The following is a 17,758-nucleotide window of genomic DNA, read 5'->3' on the forward strand; positions in this document are numbered from 1 at the left end:
ATGACCATCACGCTGTACCGACTGGAGGGCTGTCCGTACTGTGAGTTCGTCGTCGACAAACTCGAGGAGTTGGACGTACCGTTCGACAGCGTCTGGGTCGAGGGGCCACACTCCAAACGCGACGAAGTGAAGGCGATAACGGGACAGCGACAGGTTCCCGTCGTCGTCGACGACGATTACGGAGTCTCGATGAGCCAATCGGCGCGCATCTTCGAGTTCCTGGAGACGACCTACGGCGACGCCGACTCGCCGGCGGAAGTCGACACCGAGTTCTGAGCGTGTCGCTTGGGGTTACGCATTTCGCCGTCGGTGCGACACTCACGACACTGCTCGTGACGCTGTTCGTCCCGAACGTCACCTATCCGCGCGTGTGGACGCTCCTCGGCGGTGGATGGGGGATGATTCCCGACATCGGGCAGGTGTATCCCCACCCCGTTGCGTGGGCGTTTCACGGGAGTCAGTGGGCGGACGTTTTCTGGTTTCACCGGACGCTCGACGTGGTCGACGTCAGTGATTCCGCGTCGGTCGGGGCGGTCGCGATAGCCGCGTTCATCCTCACCACTGCCGTCGCCGAACACCGGTCGTATCGCGCACTCGATGCGGTTCGAGACCGAGTGGAGCCGTCGTCGGACGACTGATTACTCGTCCAGTGAGTGGGGGTCGAGTCCGGGGTCCTCGACCGGCGGCGCGCCGATGGAGAGGACGACACCCTCGTCGTCGCCGACGTAGCGGTGCCCGTGGCCGATTTTCGGCTCGGCGACCCAGAACGTCCCTGGGCCGGCGTCGACGTACTCCTCTTCGCCGGATTTGCCGAGTTTCAGCGAGAACTCGCCCTCCATGACGAAGTACAGTTCCTCCTGTTCCCGGTGGGCGTGATACTGAATCTCCTCGCCGGGTTGGAAGTACCAGACGGTCGCCCGCATCTGGGTGAGGCCGAGTTGGTCGCCGATTGGCTTGATGTCCAGCGTCGGCGGGATGCCGTCGATTTCCGAGAGGTCGGTTATCGGTACGTCGTCGAGGTCAACGACCTTGTAATCCATACCGACTGACTGCTGGTGGGCCGAGGGCAAAAAGGTACGCCGCCGGCGTCACTCCGCGAGCACTTTCTCGACGAGACGCGGCAGGGCCTCGGTCACGTCGGCCCGGAAGTCGTATTCGGCCTGGCCGGACAGTTCCGTGCGGTCGAGGTTGACGATGACGAGCGTCGCGCCGTTTTCGGCGGCTACCCGGGGGAGCGACGCCGCGGGTTCGACCGTGAGTGAGGACCCGACCGCGAGGAAGGCGTCGGCGCTCTCGGTAAGCGACTGTGCCTGAAACAGCGCGTGCTCGGGGAGTTGTTCGCCGAACAGCACTACGTCGGGTTTCAGCACGTCCTCGCAGTCCTCGCAGGTCGGCGGCGCCTCGCCGTCCCGGACTCGCTCGAAGACGGGGTCGGCATCGAAGCGCCGCTTGCAGCCGGTACAGACGACCCGCTGACCGTTGCCGTGAATCTCGATTGGGTCGTCGCTGCCGGCGTCCTGATGGAGTCCGTCGACGTTCTGCGTGATGAGGCCGTCGAGGTGGCCGGCAGACTCCAGCTCCGCGAGAGCGTCGTGGGCCGGGTTCGGGTCGACCTCGTCCCCGAAGAGGTCCTCGACGAGCGTGAGACGGTCGCGCCAAAACCCCTCGGGGTCGGCACGGAACCGACGGACGTGGAAGTCGTTGGGGTCGTACTCGGACCAGAGACCGTCCTCCGAGCGGAAATCCGGGATTCCGGAGGCGGTCGAGACGCCGGCACCGGTCAAGGCGACGACAGAGTCGGCGTCGCGTATCGCCGACGCCGCGAATTCGAGTTCCCGCTCGTTCATACCCTCGGGTCGGTCCCGGACGGCAAAAAATCGCTCGGCGCGTTCGGCGGTTACTTGTAGGCGCGAACGCCCGTCAGTTCCTTGCCGACGACCAACTGCTGGATGTCGGTCGTCCCGTCGGGGATAGTCATGGTGCGTGCGTCGCGGTAGTACCGCTCCAGCGGGTAATCCTTCGAGAGGCCGTTGCCCCCGTGGACCTGCAGCGCCTCGTCGGCCACGTCGACGGATTTCTCACACACCCACCCCTTCGCCAGCGAGGAGTACATTCGGGCTTCGGGGTCGCCCTCGGCGACCTTCCGGGCGGCCTCGTAGGTGAGCAGTCGACCCGTTTCGAGGCCGGCGCGGATGTTGTAGAGGTGCTCCTGGACGAGTTGGTGGCCGGCGATGGGACCGCCGAAGACCTCTCGTTCCTTCGAATAGTCCAGGGCCGCCTCGTAGGCGGCCTGCATGATGCCGACCGACATCGCCGCCATCCCCGTCCGCATGTAGGCGAACATGGCGTTGAGCGGGTCCCCGGTCTGGAACATCTCGTTCTCGGCGAGGTCCGATTCCCCGGAGGCGAGCATGTTCATCACGGCGTTCATCAGTTTGTTGTCCTCGGGGACGCGCACGTCATCGAAGAAAATCTGGCCGGTCGGAGAGCCCTTCCAGCCGAGTTTGTCGAGTTCGCGCGTCTCGATGTCGTTGGTGACCGTATCGACGATAAAGAAGTCCCGCTGGCCGGCGTCTGTGTCCTGTGCGACGACCAACGCCATGTCCGCGATGGGCGCGTTCGACACCCACGTCTTCTCGCCGTTGATGACGTACTCGTCGCCATCCTTCTCGGCGGTCGTTCCGGGGTTTGCGGTGTCACTGCCACCGTCGGGTTCCGTGACGGCCATACAGCCGATACAGGACCCATTTTCGAGTTTGTCTTCGAGGGCGGCGGCCGTCTCCTCGCCCGCATAGGGTGCGAAAATCGTCGGGAACGACATGTTCAGCGTGACATTGAGCGACGGCCACACGCGCGAAATCTCCTCGGAGGTCACCGTGTAGGTCATCGGGTCGGCGAAGCCGTCGCTTTCGGTGTCGCCGGGGCCGATGCCGAGTTCGCCCAGCATCTGCTGGTACTCGATGGCTTCGTCTTTGGTCATCGGCTTCCGGTCGGCTTCCGGCAGGTCCGGTTCGATTTCGGCCTCGAGGAACTCCCGGGTGGAGTTCCGAATCATCTCGTGTTCGTCGTCTAGGTGTGCGCTCATCGCTGTCACACCGTCGTGGTGTCACCATCAAAGCGGTTTACCGTGCCATAAGAGGGTATTCAAGAGGCCGTTCGCCCGGTTGCGCGAACGGAGCGGTCCCGCTGTACAGTCCAATATAAACTGCCTCGCATAGGACACACAGTAGTCGTAGTCGTCTGTGAGGATTGTCACGCCATGCCAGCCACTCGACACCACAGTTCGGGGGTGCGGACACTCTTGGTGGTGACGGCGGCGGTCGCGGGCCTCGCCGTTCTCGCCACGCTCGGAACGCCCGTCGCCGCCGACGGCCACACGAAGGCAGAGGCCGACGACTACACCGAGGAGGCGAACTTCACGGTGAACTTCCCGTACACGACGGACCACTACCCCGGCGACCAAAACCAGGAGAACGGCAGCATCGAGTACTTCGCGACCGGTGCGGAGGCGGTCCGGGCGGAAACCGACGAGGAAGGCGTCTACATGGACTACGTCATCCTCGATGCCGACTGGATAGACTACTCCGCCTGCGATATCCCGAACACGGCCGTCTTCGGTATCGACCGCGGTAGCAATCTCTCGGGGACGAAAATCGACGAGGACCTCGTCCAGAAACAGAAGAACACGAACTTCCGGGACGACGGCATCACTATCGACTTCTACGATTGGAGCGACTTCGCGGGGGACCCACCTTACGCGACCCCCCGGAGCCAAATCGTCGCCGCTCAGGGCGCCGGGTCACAGGACGGCACCTGTCTCACCGTGACGAGCGAACCCGGCTGGTATCAGGTACAGGGGTTCATCAACGGCACCGCCGCCGACAACGGCCGTGGGACGGAGCCCTCCGAGGACGCGAACAAAGCGGGAATCAACGCCAAGTCGAACTACCTCTATGTCTGTGAGTGCGACAGCCGCGCCGAGGCCGAAGAGCAACTCGGCCCGGCGCCCGGAAGCGGGGGGACCGACCCGACGACGACCGCAACGCCCGAGCCGACCGCAACGCCCGAATCCACGCCGACGCCGACGGCAGCGCCCGACGACACGCCGACTCCCACCGAACCGCCCGAGGAGACCGCCCCCACCGACCGACGCAAACGACATGCCGACACCCACCGAACCGCCCGAGGAGACGGCTGCACCCACAGCAACCGACGCCAACGGGGGGCGGAGGCGGTGGGGGTAACGCGAACACCGGCATGACGCCGACTGCGGGAGACGGCACCGGGTTCGGCTCGCTGGCCGCGCTGCTGTCGCTGCTGGCGAGTGCGCTCTACCTCCAGCGTCGGCGGTGAACTCCACGCGGGCTGTTTTTCGACAGGTCAGAGGTTCACGCGAACACCCTCGTCTTCGGTTTCTGGGAACATCTTCCCGGGGTTGAGGATGTCCTTGGGGTCGAGGGCGCGTTTGACCGCCCGCATCGCCTCGACGCCCCCCTTGCCGTGCTCTAACTCGAGGAACTTCCGTTTCCCCATGCCGATGCCGTGTTCGCCGGTGGCGGTGCCGCCCCACTCGATTGCCTTCTCGACGATGGCGTCGTATATTTCCTCGGCGACCTCGACCATCTCCTCGTCGTCGGGGTCGACCAACGCGACGTAGTGGACGTTACCGTCGCCGGCGTGACCGAAGCAGGGCATGAGGATGTCGTGTTCGTCCGCGAGTTCCTTGGCGTGGCGGATGATGTCGGGGTACTTGCTGATGGGGACGGTCACGTCGCCGGGGTGTCGGTGTTCCAGGTCGGTATCGTATTGCTGAACTGCAAAGGCGAGTTCGTCGCGTGCGCGCCAGAGTTCGTCCATCCGTTCGTCTTCGGCCATCTCGAACCGCTCGACATCGTGGGATTCGAAGATGGCCCGACAGAACTCGATTTCCTCCTCGATGCCGTGGTTGGCGTGGAACTCGACGAAAATCATCGGTGCGTCCGGGAGGCCAGTGTCGAAGTAGGCGTTGGCCATTTCGGCGGCAAGCGGGTCGATGAGTTCGATTTTTGCCACGTCGACGCCCGACCGGACGGCATCGAAGACGGCTTCGGCGGCGTCGTCCATCTCCTCGAAGACCGCGCGACCGCCCTTGATTTGCTCGGGGATGCCCTCCAACTCCAGCGTCGCGCGCGTGACGACTCCGAGGGTGCCCTCGCTGCCGATGATGAGGTTCTTGAGGTTGTATCCGGAGGAGGTCTTGACGGCCTTACTGCCCGTCTCGATGACCGTTCCGTCAGCGAGGACGACTTCGAGTTCCAGCACCCAGTCGGCGACTTCGCCGTACTTGACGGTCTTCTGGCCGGAGGCGTCGTTGATTATCATGCCGCCGATAGTCGAGAGGTTCGCCGAGGAAGGCATCGGCGGGAAGAACAGGCCGTGGTCGACGACCGTCTCGTCGACGACGTTGCCCATCACGCCCGGTTCGACGTCGATTTGGAAGTCATCGGGGCGAACGTCGAGAACATCGTTCATCTTCGTCATGTCCATACTGATGCCTTTGAACAGCGGGACGGCGTTGCCCTCCAGCGACGTGCCGGCCGCATAGGGTGTCACCGGTACCTCCCGCTCGTGGGCGGCCTCGAGGACGGCCGACACGTCGGCGGTCGATTCGGGCCAGACCACGGCGTCGGGGGTGACGCCGAGGCCTGCTTCCTGTGCTACCCAGTCGGCGGCGTGGTTCTCCCGTGCCGAGTCCCCGAACGACACTGTTCCCTCCAGTGAGATGTCCGAGAGGAACGAACAATCGTACGTCATACCCAGAGGGGATGGCCGTATCCGCTTAAACCTATTTGCGTCCAACGGGGGCGGTTTATCGGTGAAGCCGAGGTTCGTTTATGTTCCTACCCTAATACAGTATCAGGTGTACGAACACCCTCGTGGAAAGGTTTTAGTTGGTCGTATCGAGTTCGTATAGCGTGAGTAGTAAACGTACGTCACGGGATAAGTCGTATATAAAGACGAAAGCCGAGTTGCATGCAATAGAAGGCAATGAACGAAAACCTCGGTCAGTGAGGATTTCCGGAGGTGAGGGTCGGTGATAGCTGCCGTCGACGGGATGCCGGACGTGACGTTCCGAACGGAGGAGTCCGAACTGGAGTCCCTCCGAGCGGACGTACTCGACTTCGTTCGCGAAACGGTGACTGACGCCGGCGCCGACGGCGTCGTCGTCTGTTTGAGCGGCGGTATCGACTCGACGCTGACCGCCCACCTCTGTGTCGAAGCACTCGGTCCGGAGCACGTCACCGCGTTGGTGTTGCCCTGTCACCTCACCGACGCGGTGGATACCCTGGATGCCCACTCGGTCGCTCGGGACCTCGGCGTCGACCCGACGATGGTGCAACTGCAGCCGTTGCTGGATATGTTCGAGGACAGCGTGGCGCCGACCATCGACGAGGAAGTCGACCGGGTCGCGCTGGGCAACGCCATCGCCCGCCTTCGAATGAGCGTCGCGTACTACGCCGCCAACGTGACCGGCCGACTCGTCTGTGGGACCTCCAACCGGACGGAACTCCTGTTGGGGTACTTCACGAAACACGGCGACGGGGCTGCAGACCTCCGGCCCCTCGCGGACCTCTACAAGACGGAAGTGAAGGCGCTCGCCCGTCACGTCGGCGTTCCCCAAAAAATCGTCCAGAAGACGCCCACTGCGGGACTGTGGGCCGGACAGACCGACGAGGATGAACTCGGCGCGCCGTACGGACTCCTCGACGTGTTACTGTACGGTCTCGTCGACGAGAACCTCGGCGTCGGGGGGACCGCCGACGAGTTGGGAATCGACCCCGAAACCGTCCGCGAGTACGCCGAACTGTATCTGAAAACCGAACACAAACGCCAGCCTGTGCCGAAACCAGAAACGGACCGAACCAACGCCGAGGGCCTGTTCTGTGAACTCGAAGGCCGGCTCTGAGCCTCATCGGTCGCTGCAGCGCAGACCTGCTTCCTGCTGCCAAGCGTCTTAACACTCTTCCGCCAATCATAGTTTTCGGTTAACATTGATAAGGCCAGGGCGCGCACGTCGACAGTACGATGCGAGCAATCGAGATTACCGAGTTCGGCGATGCCGACACGCTGGCACTGACCGAGACGGAACCACCCGAACCCCGCGAGGGACAGGTCCGAATCGACGTGAAAGCCGCCGGCATCAACTTCGCCGACATCATGCAACGGCGCGGACACTATCAGGGCGGCCCCGAACCGCCGTACACCCCCGGCATGGAGGTTGCAGGCGTTATCGACGCGGTCGGCGAGGGCGTCGGACGGGAGGTCGGCGACGAGGTCGTCTCGCTGGTCAACGGTGGCGGCTACGCCGAGTACGCGGTCGCCGACGCTCGCGGACTCCTCGATATCCCCGGCGAGATGAGCTTCGAGGAGGCCGCCGGCTTCCCCGTCCAGTGGCTCACCGCCCACAACTGCCTCCACGAGTGGGGCGGGCTCGAAGAGGGAGAATCTGTCCTGATTCACGCCGCCGCGGGCGGCGTCGGCAGCGCCGCGGTGCAGTTGGCCGACGAGGCCGGTGCGGAGGTGTTCGGTACCGCCTCGACGCCGGAGAAACTCTCGATGGCGGAAGACCTCGGGATGGACCACGCGATTCAGTACACCGAGGAGGACTTCGTCGACCGCGTGAACGACCTCACCGACGGCGAAGGCGTCGACCTCGTGTTGGACGGCATCGGCGGCGAGACCTCCGACGAGAGCCTCGCGGCGCTGACCGACTTCGGGCGCATGGTCTCCTACGGCGCCGCCGCGGGCGAACCAGGCCGGCCCAACACCGCCGACCTCCTGTTCGGCAACAAGACCGTCATCGGTTACCACCTCGGACGCGCCATCGAACAACAGCCGATGAAGGTGATGGGCGCCGTTCCGGAACTGACACAGCTGCTCGGCGACGGCACGCTCGAAGTGCAGGTCGGCCACACGTTCGACCTCGAGGACGCCGCCGACGCCCACCAGTTCATCGAGGACCGCAAATCCAGCGGCAAGGTCGTCCTGCAGCCGTAACCCCTCGGATTCGGCACGGTGAGTCTCCACCAACCGTTTTATATTTTTTGGCCGAACGTGGTGTGTGGATTCCGAGCGCCGCCTCCAGCGGTTGTACGCCGACGACAGCGGCATGTCGCCAGTCGTCGGTGTGGCGCTCATGATTGCGATTACCGTCGCGCTCGCAGCCGTCACCGTCGCGATGTTACTCGGCGTCGCCGACCCCGGCATCGCCCCGACACAGGACACCGCCGTGAGTCTCGATTCGACCAACGCCGGAACGGCGCTCGTACCGGAGGTCACCGGAAGCAACGACGTCGACGTTCGACTCAACGGCGAGTCGATTGCGACCGTCGACGGCAACGCGACCGGTCGTGAGATATTCCTCCCGACGGCACCGGGCGACGAGGTGATGCTCGTCACGGAAAACGAGGACGCGACCGTCCTCGTCCGCGAGCAGTTCGAAGCCGGCGAAGCCGGCGACTTCGTGGCGTATTATCCATTCACTGGGGGCGGCACGACAGTAGAAGACCACTCGCGGAACGGCAACGATGGGACGTTTCAAAATTCCCCACAGTGGGTCGAAACCGGACAAGGGTCAGCACTAGAGTTCGATGGGTCCGACGATTATGTCGCGGTCGACGACCTGAAGACTGCCGGGGTTGGCGATGTCGAAGAATTCACCGTCGCAGTCACGTTCGAAGTCGACAGCAACGGAGACGTTCAACAGCTCGTCGAACACAACAGCGGTTCCGAGGAGTGGCACATCGAGACGACGAACGACGATGCCCTCCAGTTCGCGGTGAACTGGGAAGACGGACATAAGATTCGAACGGCGGACGACATCATCGAACCCGACAAAACGTACGTAGCCGTGGGAACCTACGATGGCGAAACGTATCGACTCTATCTCAACGGTACCGAAGTCGCCAACGCGACGTACACGTCGGACGTGAACATGGGAGAGATGCAGTTAGGGAAGAACGACCCCGATGACATACAGTACTTCGACGGCCGCATGTACGAGTTCCGGCTGTACTACACCGCCTTCGATGACCACCAAGTCGAGATGCTGACGCGCGTTTTGGAGTGATTGGCCCTCGCCACTGGGCGATTGTATCCCTCCTTCCTATTCCTCGTCCTGATAGAGTGGCGACTCCGTCGTCGTACACTCCGGACGCCCACAGACACCGGCATCGGCGCCGGCGCGCTCGACGCCGGACGCAAGCGAGGGGAGTTCCCACGTCGCTTCGTGGCCCGTCTCCGTTCGGTGTGTCTCGATGAACTCCCGGGCCGTTCCGAGCGTTTCGAACGTCTCCGTTCGGTCACACGCCCGACAGGAGACTGTGACGTGCTTTTTCGTCATTGGTTACGGTAGCGGTGTCAGGCATTTACCGCTAGCGCTTCTTTGGGGACTCCAGCCAGCGCGTTCCGGGGCCTGTTTTCGTCCTGTTCGTGGGGCTTTCGGTCGGCGCTGGATTGAGCCCGCCGACGCGCTACTTCGTCAGACAGCGGGTTCTGGACGCCGGCGGTCGACACACCCGGCCGGCCAGACCAAGCGCTCTTGGTTGTGGCGTCCGCCTGTCTACGTATCCACATCGCGGTGGCCGCCTCATCGACGACGACGGCGACCTCAACGGAAGCGCGGCCCACGGACGACCACCGGATACACGCCTACGCATGTCGAACCACTATCTCACCTCCGAGGAACATCTTCCCGAGGAGCCAGGGACCGAGACGACCCTCCAGATAACCGACGCCGAGACGAAACGCATCTTCGAGGCGCGGGTGCGCATCGCCCGCGAACCGGACGAGCTCACCGACCCGTCTCGGCTGACGGTCGTCGCGGGACCACACGAGAGCGTCCGAAAGGAGTGGTACGTGGAACTGCTCGACGAGGTCGATGCGGCTGGTATCAACGAGGACCTGCTCCGCCGGCTTGCCGACGAGCAGGCCTCGACCTCGAACATCATCAACACGCGCTCGAACGACCTGAAGGTGGTGCTGCGGTATCTCGTCGAGTCGGGACAGTACGAGTCGACCGCGGCCGCACTCCGGGAAATCGCCTTCGAACAACTCGCAGCCGAACGGCCAGCCTTGCTTGAGGCCTACGAGAGCGTCCGGACCGAGTTCGAGAGCGACCCGCTCCGGGATGCGCTCTCGGAGCGTGAGTGATGGCGGTCGATTCGTTCCGCGCGTACCTCGACCGACTGGCCGACGGCGGCGACCTCGCGGAGTTCGAGGCGAGCGTCTCCTGGAACCTGGAGGCGAGTGCGATTACGATGCTCGCCAACCAACGCGACGGTCCGATTCCGGCGTTTCGGTCGATAGCGGAATCGGAGACGGACGCCGTCCTCGTGGGAGACCCCTACCGTGGCTCCCGCGAGCGACCGTGGGACCGTATCGCCCACTCACTCGGGATGGCGAGTGACCTGAGCGGCGCCGACTACTACGCGGCCGTTATCGACCGGCTCTCCTCGCCTCGGGAGCCACGCGTCGTCGACCGTCCGGCCGCACCGTGCAAGGAGGTCGTCAAGACCGGCGGCGACGTCGACCTCCTGTCGTTCCCGTGGCCCTACATCCATCAGGGCGACGGCGGCCGCTACTCGAACCTCCAGACGCTTGTCGCGCCGGCACCCGACAGCGAGTGGGGCCGCTGGTCGAGCCATCGCATGATGCTCCACGACGAGACGCAGGCGAGTCTGCTCCTGTTGGCCGGCGAGCAGGTGCCGAACCTCTATTACTACCAGTACGAGCGTCGCGACGAGCCGATGCCGGTCGCCGCTGTCGTCGGCGCCGAACCCGCCGTCGAGTACAGCGCCGACATGTGGATTCCCAGCGGACGGAGCGAGGCGACCTTCGCGGGCGGGCTGAAAGAAGAGCCCGTCGACCTCGTTACCTGTGAGACGAGCGACCTCTTGGTGCCGGCGTCGGCAGAGCTCGTCATCGAGGGGCGCGTACTGCCCGGCGAACGCCTCGACGAGGGGCCGTTCGGCGATTACTTCGGCTACATGAACGGGCCGCGCCGGTCGATGCCGACGTTCGAAATCGACGCGATTACCCACCGGAGGGCGCCGCGTGTCCCCTTCTGTGTCGAAGGGTCGGGCGTGGGCTACGACCGGAACTCCAGTAGCACGCTTGAAGTCGCCGCCGCCGGCCCGGACGCGACGCTGGGGCTCCGGGCGGCGGGGTTCGACGTCGAGTTCGCGGTGCCGTGGCGGTTCACCTCTCGGACGGTCTGGGTCATCGCCACCGACTGTCCCTACCCGGGCTATCTTCACGAACTCGCCAACTTCGTTTTCACGACGTGGGGGATGCTCCACATCGACTTTTTCGTCTTCGTGGACGCCGACGTCGACCCCTTCGAACCTCGGGCGGTCCTGACGGCGGTCGCCCTCGAGGCTGACCCCGACGAGGATTTCCACCAGTTCGGCGTCGAGCGCATGCCGAAGGTCCCGCTCAACATCTATCAGACCCCGGATGAGAAGGAGGGCGCCGACGTGGGGACGTCGAAGGCCAAGACGGCGAAGGCCTACGTCGACGCGACGACCGACGGCGAGTGGGTACGGCGTCACGCCGACGAAGAGCTACGGAAGCGGGCACGGGCGGTTCTCCGGGAGGCAGGCGTCTCAGGGGCCGAGTTCGGCTCCGACGAGTCGAGGGGTGAGACCGAGTGATTCCCTTCGCGGATTATCTGCGCGGCCTACGGCGCGACGACGACTTGGTAGCCGTCACCGACGGTCAACGGGGCGACGTTCCGGTGGACGTCCTCGCGGCGGAGGCGCTGGATGGAAACGGTCCGGCACTCCGGTTCGAGCGAGACGACGGCGTCGACCTGGCAAGCGGGGTTTTCAGCGGTCCGGACCAGATGCACTGCCGTGAGTCCGCCCCGTGGTCGCGGCTGTCGCTCGGTCTCGGCCTCGATGCGGAGGCGCCGCTCGTGGACTTGCTGGATACCGTCGTCGGCCTCGGGCCGACCGGGACCCCTGGGAAAACTACCTACACCCCACAGGCGGCCTCGCGGACACTGGAGGACCTGCAGGCGCTTTCGTTCCCGCGTGGTGTCGACGACACGTGGCCGGTCATCTCCCTCGGTGTCGCCTCGATTACGACCGACGCCGGCACACACTGGGCGCCGGTCTACGGCGTCGTCGTGGGTACCGACACCCTCCGGGTTCGCGTGCCCGCGTCGCTGGCGTCGCTTTCCGACGACGGTGACACCGTTGCCATCGCACTCGGCGTTCCCCCCGCCGCCATCACTGCGGCGTACCTGCTGGCGGTCGCCGACCGGGTCGAATCCCCCATCCGGAAGACCGGTGTCGAGGGTGCGGTACCGCTCGTGCCGACCAACGGCGGTCGCGTCCCGAGCGCGACGGAGGTCGTCGTCGAGGCGACCGTCGCGGATTCCCAGCCCGATTTCGAACCCGACCGACGGGAAGCCTGGGAGCACGCCGTCGCGGGAGCGTCCCTCGCCCTCGACGTGACCCGCGTCGTCGCGACCGAGGACCCGGTCGTCCCCGTTTCGCCGGTCGGGCGGCCGATGGCGGACGACTTGCAGTTGACCGGACTGACGACGGCGGCCCACCTCTATCACCGCGTCAACAACTACTGGGGCATCTCCCCGGTCGAGTGGCTCCTGCTTCCGCCGTCGACGGAGCTCGGGGTCTGTTTCGTGGCGAGCGACGTACTTTACGCCGGCTTCGAGTGGCAACTCGCCAACATCCTGTTTTCCTTCTCGTCGCTGTTCGATACGGTCGTCATCGTCGACGGCGACGTCCCATCGTGGGATTTCGGCCGCGTGTTGAGCGACATCTGGGTGAAGGCCCACCCCTCCCGGGACTGGCTGTTCAGCGAACCGGACGCGCCTGCGGCGAAACGCCCCAACTACCGACAGGATGGGACGACAGGCGCCAGACTGTACGTGGACGCGACGTGGGACCCCCGCTGGGACGACTCCTATCTCGCCCCGCGAGTGACTTTCGAGGAGTCCTTCCCCGAATCGGTCCGTGAACTTGCTCGGGAGTTCTGGTCGGCCCGAGGGTTGGAACCGGCCGACTGCGACCCGATATCTGATGGCCTCGACGGCGGGCCACCGGAGTGAAACCCTCACCAAAACGAAGATAAGAAATATTATATTTCGAAAACGGAAGCGTTTACGCAGTACGTCAACCGTGAACTATCCGTTTATTCTTCGTTCGTACCCTCTTTCAAATAATATCTGAGTAAAAATAATAGGGAGTTTTTATATATTGGTTTGCTATCCGAGCAGACTGTATGGTTGAGAGCCACAATCTCCCGGACTACGAGTCAGTGCGTGCGGAGTTCTCGTGGGACGATATCTATGCGGAGGCGGACTGGGATGCACCCGAAGAACTGAACGTCGGACACGAAGTAGCCGACCGTCACGCCACCGACCGCGAGAAGGTGGCGCTGTATCAGGTCGGCACCGACGGCGAACTGAACAAACTGACGTTCTGGGAACTGGCCAACCGGTCGAGCCAGTTCGCGAACGTCCTCGAAGACCTCGGTGTCGAGGAGGGCGACCGTGTCTTCTCGTATATGCCGCGGATTCCCGAACACTACGTCGCCCTCGTGGGAACGCTCAAGCGCGGCGCCGTCTGGGGGAGCGTCAACGAGCGATTCGGCCCCGACGGCATCTCCTATCGGCTCGACGACTGTGACGCGAAAGTCGTCGTCACGACCACCGACAACCGCGACACCGTCGCCGACGCCCTAGATGACGCGCCGACGGTCGAACACGTCATCACCGTCGACCGTGGCACGGGCGCCCCCGCCGAGGATGTCGTCTTCAACACGGCACTGGACGACGCGAGCACCGAGTACGACGCCGCCGAGACCGGCGGCGAAGACGACGCAATGTTGTACTACACCTCCGGGACGACCGGACTGGCGAAGGGCGTCCTGCATAAACACCGCTGGATTGCGGGCGTCGCAGCCACGCAACGCTACACCGTCGACCTCCAGGAGGGTGACCTCTACTGGTCGACGGGCGACCTCGGCTGGCTGACCGGGGCCATCAACACCCTCGGTGCGTGGTTCTGGGGGAGTTCGCTGTTCACCTACGAGGGCGAGTTCGACCCCGAGGAGTGGGCCGACCTCCTCGACGAGTACCCCATCACCGTGCTGTTTTCGGTGCCGACGGCCTACCGGATGCTCCGCGAACACGAGGAGGTCCTCGACGGCGTCGACCTCGACCTCCGACACGCGCTGTCCATCGGCGAACCCCTCTCTGCGGGCGTCGTCGAGTGGGGCGAGGAGTCGCTGGGCGTCACCATCCTCGACACCTACGGCCAGACCGAGACGGGCAACATGATTATCAACAACTACCCGACGATGGAACTCCGTCCCGGCTCGATGGGCAAACCCCTGCCGGGCATCGAAGCCGACATCGTCGACCCCGAGACGGGCGAGGTGCTCGGGCCGGGCGAGACCGGCGAAATCGCCGAGCGCGGTGAGTACCCCTGCTTCTTCGACGAATACTGGCAAAAGCCCGAGAAGACCGCCGACTGCTTCATCGACGGCCCGGACGGCGAGTGGTATCTCTCCGGGGACCTCGCACACAAAGACGAGGACGGCTACTTCTGGTTCGAAGGACGGGCCGACGACGTCATCCTCTCGTCGGGCTACCGAATCGGCCCCTTCGAGGTCGAGAGTTCACTCGGCGAACACGAAGCCGTCGCCGAGACCGCTGTCGTCCCCAAACCCCACCCCGAGCGGGGCAACATCGTCAAGGCCTACGTCGTGCCCAGTGAGGGTGCCACCCCCTCGGAGGACCTGAAGGAGACCGTCAAAACCCACGTGAAGGAGGAACTGTCCGCCCACGAGTATCCCCGCGAAATCGAGTTCGTCGAGGAACTGCCCAAGACGGTGACCGGGAAGATTCGACGGACCGAACTGCAAGACGAGGCCGAAGAAGAGGCCGAAGTGAGCGCCTGAGCGCCCACACCGGCTACGGTAACGCGACGGCCGCTGCCGTCGAACCGCTGTTCGCTGTTTCCATCCACACTACAACCCATGAATTTCGAAACCACACAGGAGCGTTCGATGATACGCTCGACCGCCGAGGATATCGCGGGCGAGTACGGACCGGAGTATTGGCGTGAGAAAGAAGAAGACGGCGAGTTCGCCCAGGAGTTCTGGGACGAACTCGGTGCGGCCGGCTTCCACGGCCTGCTGGTGCCCGAGGAGTACGAGGGCGCCGGCATGGGCATGCAGGAGATGGGCCTTGCCATGGAGACGCTGTGTGCGGAAGGCTGTGGCATGGCCGGCACCTGGTATCTGGTGTTGACCGCCGGGATGGCCGCCGTCGGCATCCGCGAGCACGGCACCGACGACCAGAAAGAGCGGTACCTGCCCGACATCGCGGCCGGCGACCGGAACTTCTCTATCGGCATCACCGAACCGGAAGCGGGCACGAACACGCTCAACGTCGCGACCCGTGCCGAGAAGGACGGCGACGAGTACGTCCTCAACGGGAACAAGGCGTGGATTACCTTCTCCGACCGGGCCGACAACATGATTCTCGTCACGCGGACGACCCCTCGCGAGGAGGTCGACCGCGGCGTCGACGGCATCAGCCTGTTCGTCGTCGACATGGACGACCCCGGCATCGACGTCTCGCCCATCCCCAAACACGGCATCAACTACTCGAAGTCCTGTGAGGTCTTCATCGAGGACGTCCGCGTCCCCAAGGAGAACCTGCTGGGCGAGAAAGACAGCGGCTGGTGGACGCTGGTCGACATGCTCAACCCCGAGCGTATCGGCTTCGCCGCCGCTGGGACCGGAATCGGCAAACTCGCGGCCGATACCGCCATCGAGTACGCCAACGACCGCGAGGTGTTCGACGCACCCGTCGGGAGCCATCAGGGCGTCTCCTTCCCCATCACCCAGGCCTACGCGGAGATGGAGACGGCGACGCTCATGCGCGAGAAGGCCGCCTGGCTCTACGACCACGGCGAGGACTGCGGCTACGAGACCAACGTCGCGAAGGCGACGGCCGTCAACGCCGGCATCGAGGCGGTCAAACAGTCGATGCAGGCCTTCGGCGGCTGGGGCTACGCCAAGGAGTACGACGTCGAGCGCTGGTGGCGGGAAATCAACCTCACGCGACTGGCGCCGGTGTCCCAGCAGATGGCGTACAACCACATCAGCCAGCAACTCGGCTTCCCGAAGTCCTACTGACCATGTTCGAGAAAGTACTCGTCGCGAATCGCGGCGAAATCGCCGTCCGCGTGATGGCCGCCTGTGAGGAACTCGGCATCGACACCGTCGCTGTCTACAGCGACGCCGACCGCAACGCCGGCCACGTCGACTACGCCGACGAAGCGTACAACGTCGGCCCCGCGCCGGCCAGCGACTCGTATCTCGACCAGGAGACCATCATCGAGACGGCCCAGCAGGCGGGTGCCGACGCCATCCACCCCGGCTACGGCTTCCTCGCTGAGAACGCCGAGTTCGCCCGCCGGGTCGAGGAGACCGACGACATCACGTGGGTCGGACCGCCGAGCGACGCCATGCGGACCCTCGGCGAGAAGACGAAGGCCCGAACGGTCATGCAGGAGGCTGGCGTGCCGGTCGTCCCCGGGACGACCGACCCCGTCGAAAACGCCGAGGAGGTCCGAAAACTGGGCGAGGAGTACGGGTACCCCCTCGCCATCAAGGCCGAAGGCGGTGGCGGCGGCCGCGGGATGAAAATCGTCCGGAGCGCCGAGGAAGTCGACGACGCTCTCGAGAGCGCCAAACGCGAGGGCGAGGCCTACTTCGACAACGACTCGGTGTACGTCGAGAAGTACCTCGAAGCGCCGAAACACATCGAGGTGCAAATCATCGCCGACGAACACGGTAACGTCCGGCATCTGGGGGAGCGTGACTGCTCGCTGCAGCGCCGCCACCAGAAGGTCATCGAGGAGGCGCCCAGTCCGGCCCTCGATGCCGACCTTCGGGCGGAAATCGGCGAGGCTGCCCGTCAGGGCGTCCGCGAAGCCGGCTACACGAACGCCGGGACGGTCGAGTTCCTCGTCGAGGACGGCGAGTTCTACTTCATGGAAGTCAACACCCGCATCCAGGTCGAGCACACGGCCACCGAGGAGGTGACCGGCATCGACCTGGTCCGGTGGCAGTTGCGGGTCGCCGCCGGCGAGGCGTTGACCTTTACACAGGACGAGGTCGACATCGAGGGCCACGCCATCGAGTTCCGCATCAACGCGGAGAACCCCGCCGAGGAGTTCGCCCCCACGCCGGGTGTCCTTGAGACGTACGACCCGCCGACCAGCATCGGCGTCCGACTGGACGATGCGGTCACACAGGGCGACGAAATCGGTGGCGACTACGATTCGATGATAGCGAAACTCATCGTCCACGCCGAGGACCGCGAACGCTGTCTCGCCCGCTCGAAACGCGCCCTCGGCCACTTCGACGTCGATGGTGTCGCGACGACGATTCCGTTCCACCGGCTCATGCTCGACGACGAGGTGTTCGTCTCCGGGAGCCACACCACGAAATATCTCGACCAAGAACTCGACGAGGCGGCCATCGCCGACGCCGTCGACCGGTGGGGAACCGACAGCACCGCCGGCGGGGACGGCCAGCCACGGACAGCCGAACTCGCCGTCGAGGTCGACGGGCAACGGTTCGACGTCGTCGTCGAGGAGGGCCTCACGTCGACGGCTGGCGAGGCAGACGGTGGCGGCGGGGGCGGAAGCGCCGGCGGCGATGCTGGGGG

General features: G+C 64.6%; 18 protein-coding genes. 13 read left to right on the forward strand and 5 right to left on the reverse strand.

The genetic code is table 11. The features are described from left to right. Together GJ631_RS12740 and GJ631_RS12745 are read left to right on the forward strand one after the other, a co-directional pair. Complete coding sequence (locus GJ631_RS12740) at positions 1-276, forward strand: glutaredoxin family protein (protein ID WP_156709520.1); 276 nt, start codon at positions 1-3, stop codon at positions 274-276. A 2-nt stretch (positions 277-278) separates the two neighbouring features. Next, the gene (locus tag GJ631_RS12745) at positions 279-638 is read left to right on the forward strand and encodes a hypothetical protein (protein ID WP_197425048.1); all 360 of its coding nucleotides are present in this window, start codon (positions 279-281) and stop codon (positions 636-638) included. On the opposite strand, the gene GJ631_RS12750 is transcribed toward GJ631_RS12745, so the two are convergent. Genes GJ631_RS12750 through GJ631_RS12760 form a run of 3 tightly spaced genes read right to left on the reverse strand, consistent with a single transcriptional unit; the run spans position 639 to position 3,085 of the window. Next, positions 639-1,040, reverse strand: coding sequence for a cupin domain-containing protein (locus tag GJ631_RS12750; protein WP_156709522.1), 402 nt, complete (start codon positions 1,038-1,040; stop codon positions 639-641). It lies immediately after the preceding gene. A 48-nt stretch (positions 1,041-1,088) separates the two neighbouring features. Beyond that, entirely contained in the window at positions 1,089-1,847 is a 759-nt protein-coding gene (locus tag GJ631_RS12755; protein ID WP_156709523.1) for an NAD-dependent deacylase, read from the reverse strand. A 50-nt stretch (positions 1,848-1,897) separates the two neighbouring features. After that, positions 1,898-3,085, reverse strand: a complete 1,188-nt coding sequence (locus tag GJ631_RS12760) for an acyl-CoA dehydrogenase family protein (RefSeq protein WP_156709524.1) — start codon at positions 3,083-3,085, stop codon at positions 1,898-1,900. Positions 3,086-3,259: 174 nt separating this feature from the next. Between GJ631_RS12760 and GJ631_RS18655 the strand changes: the two genes are divergently transcribed. Beyond that, the gene (locus tag GJ631_RS18655; protein WP_197425050.1) at positions 3,260-4,261 is read left to right on the forward strand and encodes a hypothetical protein; all 1,002 of its coding nucleotides are present in this window, start codon (positions 3,260-3,262) and stop codon (positions 4,259-4,261) included. Beyond that, positions 4,258-4,353, forward strand: coding sequence for a PGF-CTERM sorting domain-containing protein (locus GJ631_RS12770; protein ID WP_156709525.1), 96 nt, complete (start codon positions 4,258-4,260; stop codon positions 4,351-4,353). Before GJ631_RS18655 ends, GJ631_RS12770 begins: the two co-directional genes overlap by 4 nt. Positions 4,354-4,380: 27 nt before the next feature. Here the strand turns inward: GJ631_RS12770 and GJ631_RS12775 are convergent, their stop codons facing one another. Next, positions 4,381-5,793 carry an FAD-binding oxidoreductase gene (locus tag GJ631_RS12775; protein WP_156709526.1) on the reverse strand — a complete coding sequence of 471 codons (1,413 nt, stop codon included), beginning with the start codon at positions 5,791-5,793 and terminating at the stop codon, positions 4,381-4,383. Positions 5,794-6,073: 280 nt separating this feature from the next. Between GJ631_RS12775 and GJ631_RS12780 the strand changes: the two genes are divergently transcribed. The 3 genes from GJ631_RS12780 (at position 6,074) to GJ631_RS12790 (ending at position 9,109) form a co-directional block, all read left to right on the forward strand. Next, a complete protein-coding gene (locus GJ631_RS12780; RefSeq protein ID WP_370518667.1) occupies positions 6,074-6,946 on the forward strand; it encodes an NAD+ synthase in 873 nt (290 codons plus the stop codon). A 119-nt stretch (positions 6,947-7,065) separates the two neighbouring features. Beyond that, positions 7,066-8,037, forward strand: coding sequence for an NADPH:quinone oxidoreductase family protein (locus tag GJ631_RS12785; protein ID WP_156709527.1), 972 nt, complete (start codon positions 7,066-7,068; stop codon positions 8,035-8,037). Between the two features lie 64 nt (positions 8,038-8,101). Continuing rightward, positions 8,102-9,109, forward strand: a complete 1,008-nt coding sequence (locus GJ631_RS12790) for a LamG-like jellyroll fold domain-containing protein (protein ID WP_156709528.1) — start codon at positions 8,102-8,104, stop codon at positions 9,107-9,109. A 36-nt stretch (positions 9,110-9,145) separates the two neighbouring features. Here the strand turns inward: GJ631_RS12790 and GJ631_RS12795 are convergent, their stop codons facing one another. After that, the gene (locus GJ631_RS12795) at positions 9,146-9,382 is read right to left on the reverse strand and encodes a hypothetical protein (RefSeq protein WP_156709529.1); all 237 of its coding nucleotides are present in this window, start codon (positions 9,380-9,382) and stop codon (positions 9,146-9,148) included. Between the two features lie 314 nt (positions 9,383-9,696). Here GJ631_RS12795 and GJ631_RS12800 point away from each other — a divergent pair, with 314 nt between their 5' ends. From GJ631_RS12800 to GJ631_RS12825, 6 genes are all read left to right on the forward strand, one after another. After that, positions 9,697-10,191, forward strand: a complete 495-nt coding sequence (locus GJ631_RS12800) for a ubiD operon protein (protein ID WP_156709538.1) — start codon at positions 9,697-9,699, stop codon at positions 10,189-10,191. Next, positions 10,191-11,693, forward strand: a complete 1,503-nt coding sequence (locus GJ631_RS12805; protein ID WP_156709530.1) for a UbiD family decarboxylase — start codon at positions 10,191-10,193, stop codon at positions 11,691-11,693. The genes GJ631_RS12800 and GJ631_RS12805 overlap by 1 nt, the downstream gene beginning before the upstream one ends. Further along, positions 11,690-13,117 (forward strand): prenyl carboxy-lyase, encoded by a 1,428-nt coding sequence (locus GJ631_RS12810; protein ID WP_370518668.1) that lies wholly within the window; start codon positions 11,690-11,692, stop codon positions 13,115-13,117. The genes GJ631_RS12805 and GJ631_RS12810 overlap by 4 nt, the downstream gene beginning before the upstream one ends. Positions 13,118-13,290: 173 nt before the next feature. Continuing rightward, positions 13,291-14,973, forward strand: coding sequence for an acyl-CoA synthetase (locus GJ631_RS12815; RefSeq protein WP_156709531.1), 1,683 nt, complete (start codon positions 13,291-13,293; stop codon positions 14,971-14,973). Positions 14,974-15,051: 78 nt separating this feature from the next. Beyond that, positions 15,052-16,218, forward strand: a complete 1,167-nt coding sequence (locus GJ631_RS12820) for an acyl-CoA dehydrogenase family protein (protein ID WP_156709532.1) — start codon at positions 15,052-15,054, stop codon at positions 16,216-16,218. A gap of 2 nt (positions 16,219-16,220) precedes the next feature. Further along, positions 16,221-17,758 (forward strand): acetyl/propionyl/methylcrotonyl-CoA carboxylase subunit alpha (locus tag GJ631_RS12825; protein WP_156709533.1); only part of this gene is annotated, 1,538 nt, incomplete at its 3' end.

It is taken from the genome of Natronomonas sp. CBA1123 (assembly GCF_009741925.1).
Classification (GTDB): domain Archaea; phylum Halobacteriota; class Halobacteria; order Halobacteriales; family Haloarculaceae; genus Natronomonas.

Bases quoted from the DNA above. Each gene is read 5' to 3' on its own strand.
- GJ631_RS12740 (WP_156709520.1), top strand. From the start codon at position 1: ATGACCATCACGCTGTACCGACTGGAGGGCTGTCCGTACTGTGAGTTC.
- GJ631_RS12750 (WP_156709522.1), bottom strand. From the start codon at position 1,040: ATGGATTACAAGGTCGTTGACCTCGACGACGTACCGATAACCGACCTC.
- GJ631_RS12755 (WP_156709523.1), bottom strand. From the start codon at position 1,847: ATGAACGAGCGGGAACTCGAATTCGCGGCGTCGGCGATACGCGACGCC.
- GJ631_RS12760 (WP_156709524.1), bottom strand. From the start codon at position 3,085: ATGAGCGCACACCTAGACGACGAACACGAGATGATTCGGAACTCCACC.
- GJ631_RS18655 (WP_197425050.1), top strand. From the start codon at position 3,260: ATGCCAGCCACTCGACACCACAGTTCGGGGGTGCGGACACTCTTGGTG.
- GJ631_RS12770 (WP_156709525.1), top strand. From the start codon at position 4,258: ATGACGCCGACTGCGGGAGACGGCACCGGGTTCGGCTCGCTGGCCGCG.
- GJ631_RS12775 (WP_156709526.1), bottom strand. From the start codon at position 5,793: ATGACGTACGATTGTTCGTTCCTCTCGGACATCTCACTGGAGGGAACA.
- GJ631_RS12785 (WP_156709527.1), top strand. From the start codon at position 7,066: ATGCGAGCAATCGAGATTACCGAGTTCGGCGATGCCGACACGCTGGCA.
- GJ631_RS12795 (WP_156709529.1), bottom strand. From the start codon at position 9,382: ATGACGAAAAAGCACGTCACAGTCTCCTGTCGGGCGTGTGACCGAACG.
- GJ631_RS12800 (WP_156709538.1), top strand. From the start codon at position 9,697: ATGTCGAACCACTATCTCACCTCCGAGGAACATCTTCCCGAGGAGCCA.
- GJ631_RS12805 (WP_156709530.1), top strand. From the start codon at position 10,191: ATGGCGGTCGATTCGTTCCGCGCGTACCTCGACCGACTGGCCGACGGC.
- GJ631_RS12815 (WP_156709531.1), top strand. From the start codon at position 13,291: ATGGTTGAGAGCCACAATCTCCCGGACTACGAGTCAGTGCGTGCGGAG.
- GJ631_RS12820 (WP_156709532.1), top strand. From the start codon at position 15,052: ATGAATTTCGAAACCACACAGGAGCGTTCGATGATACGCTCGACCGCC.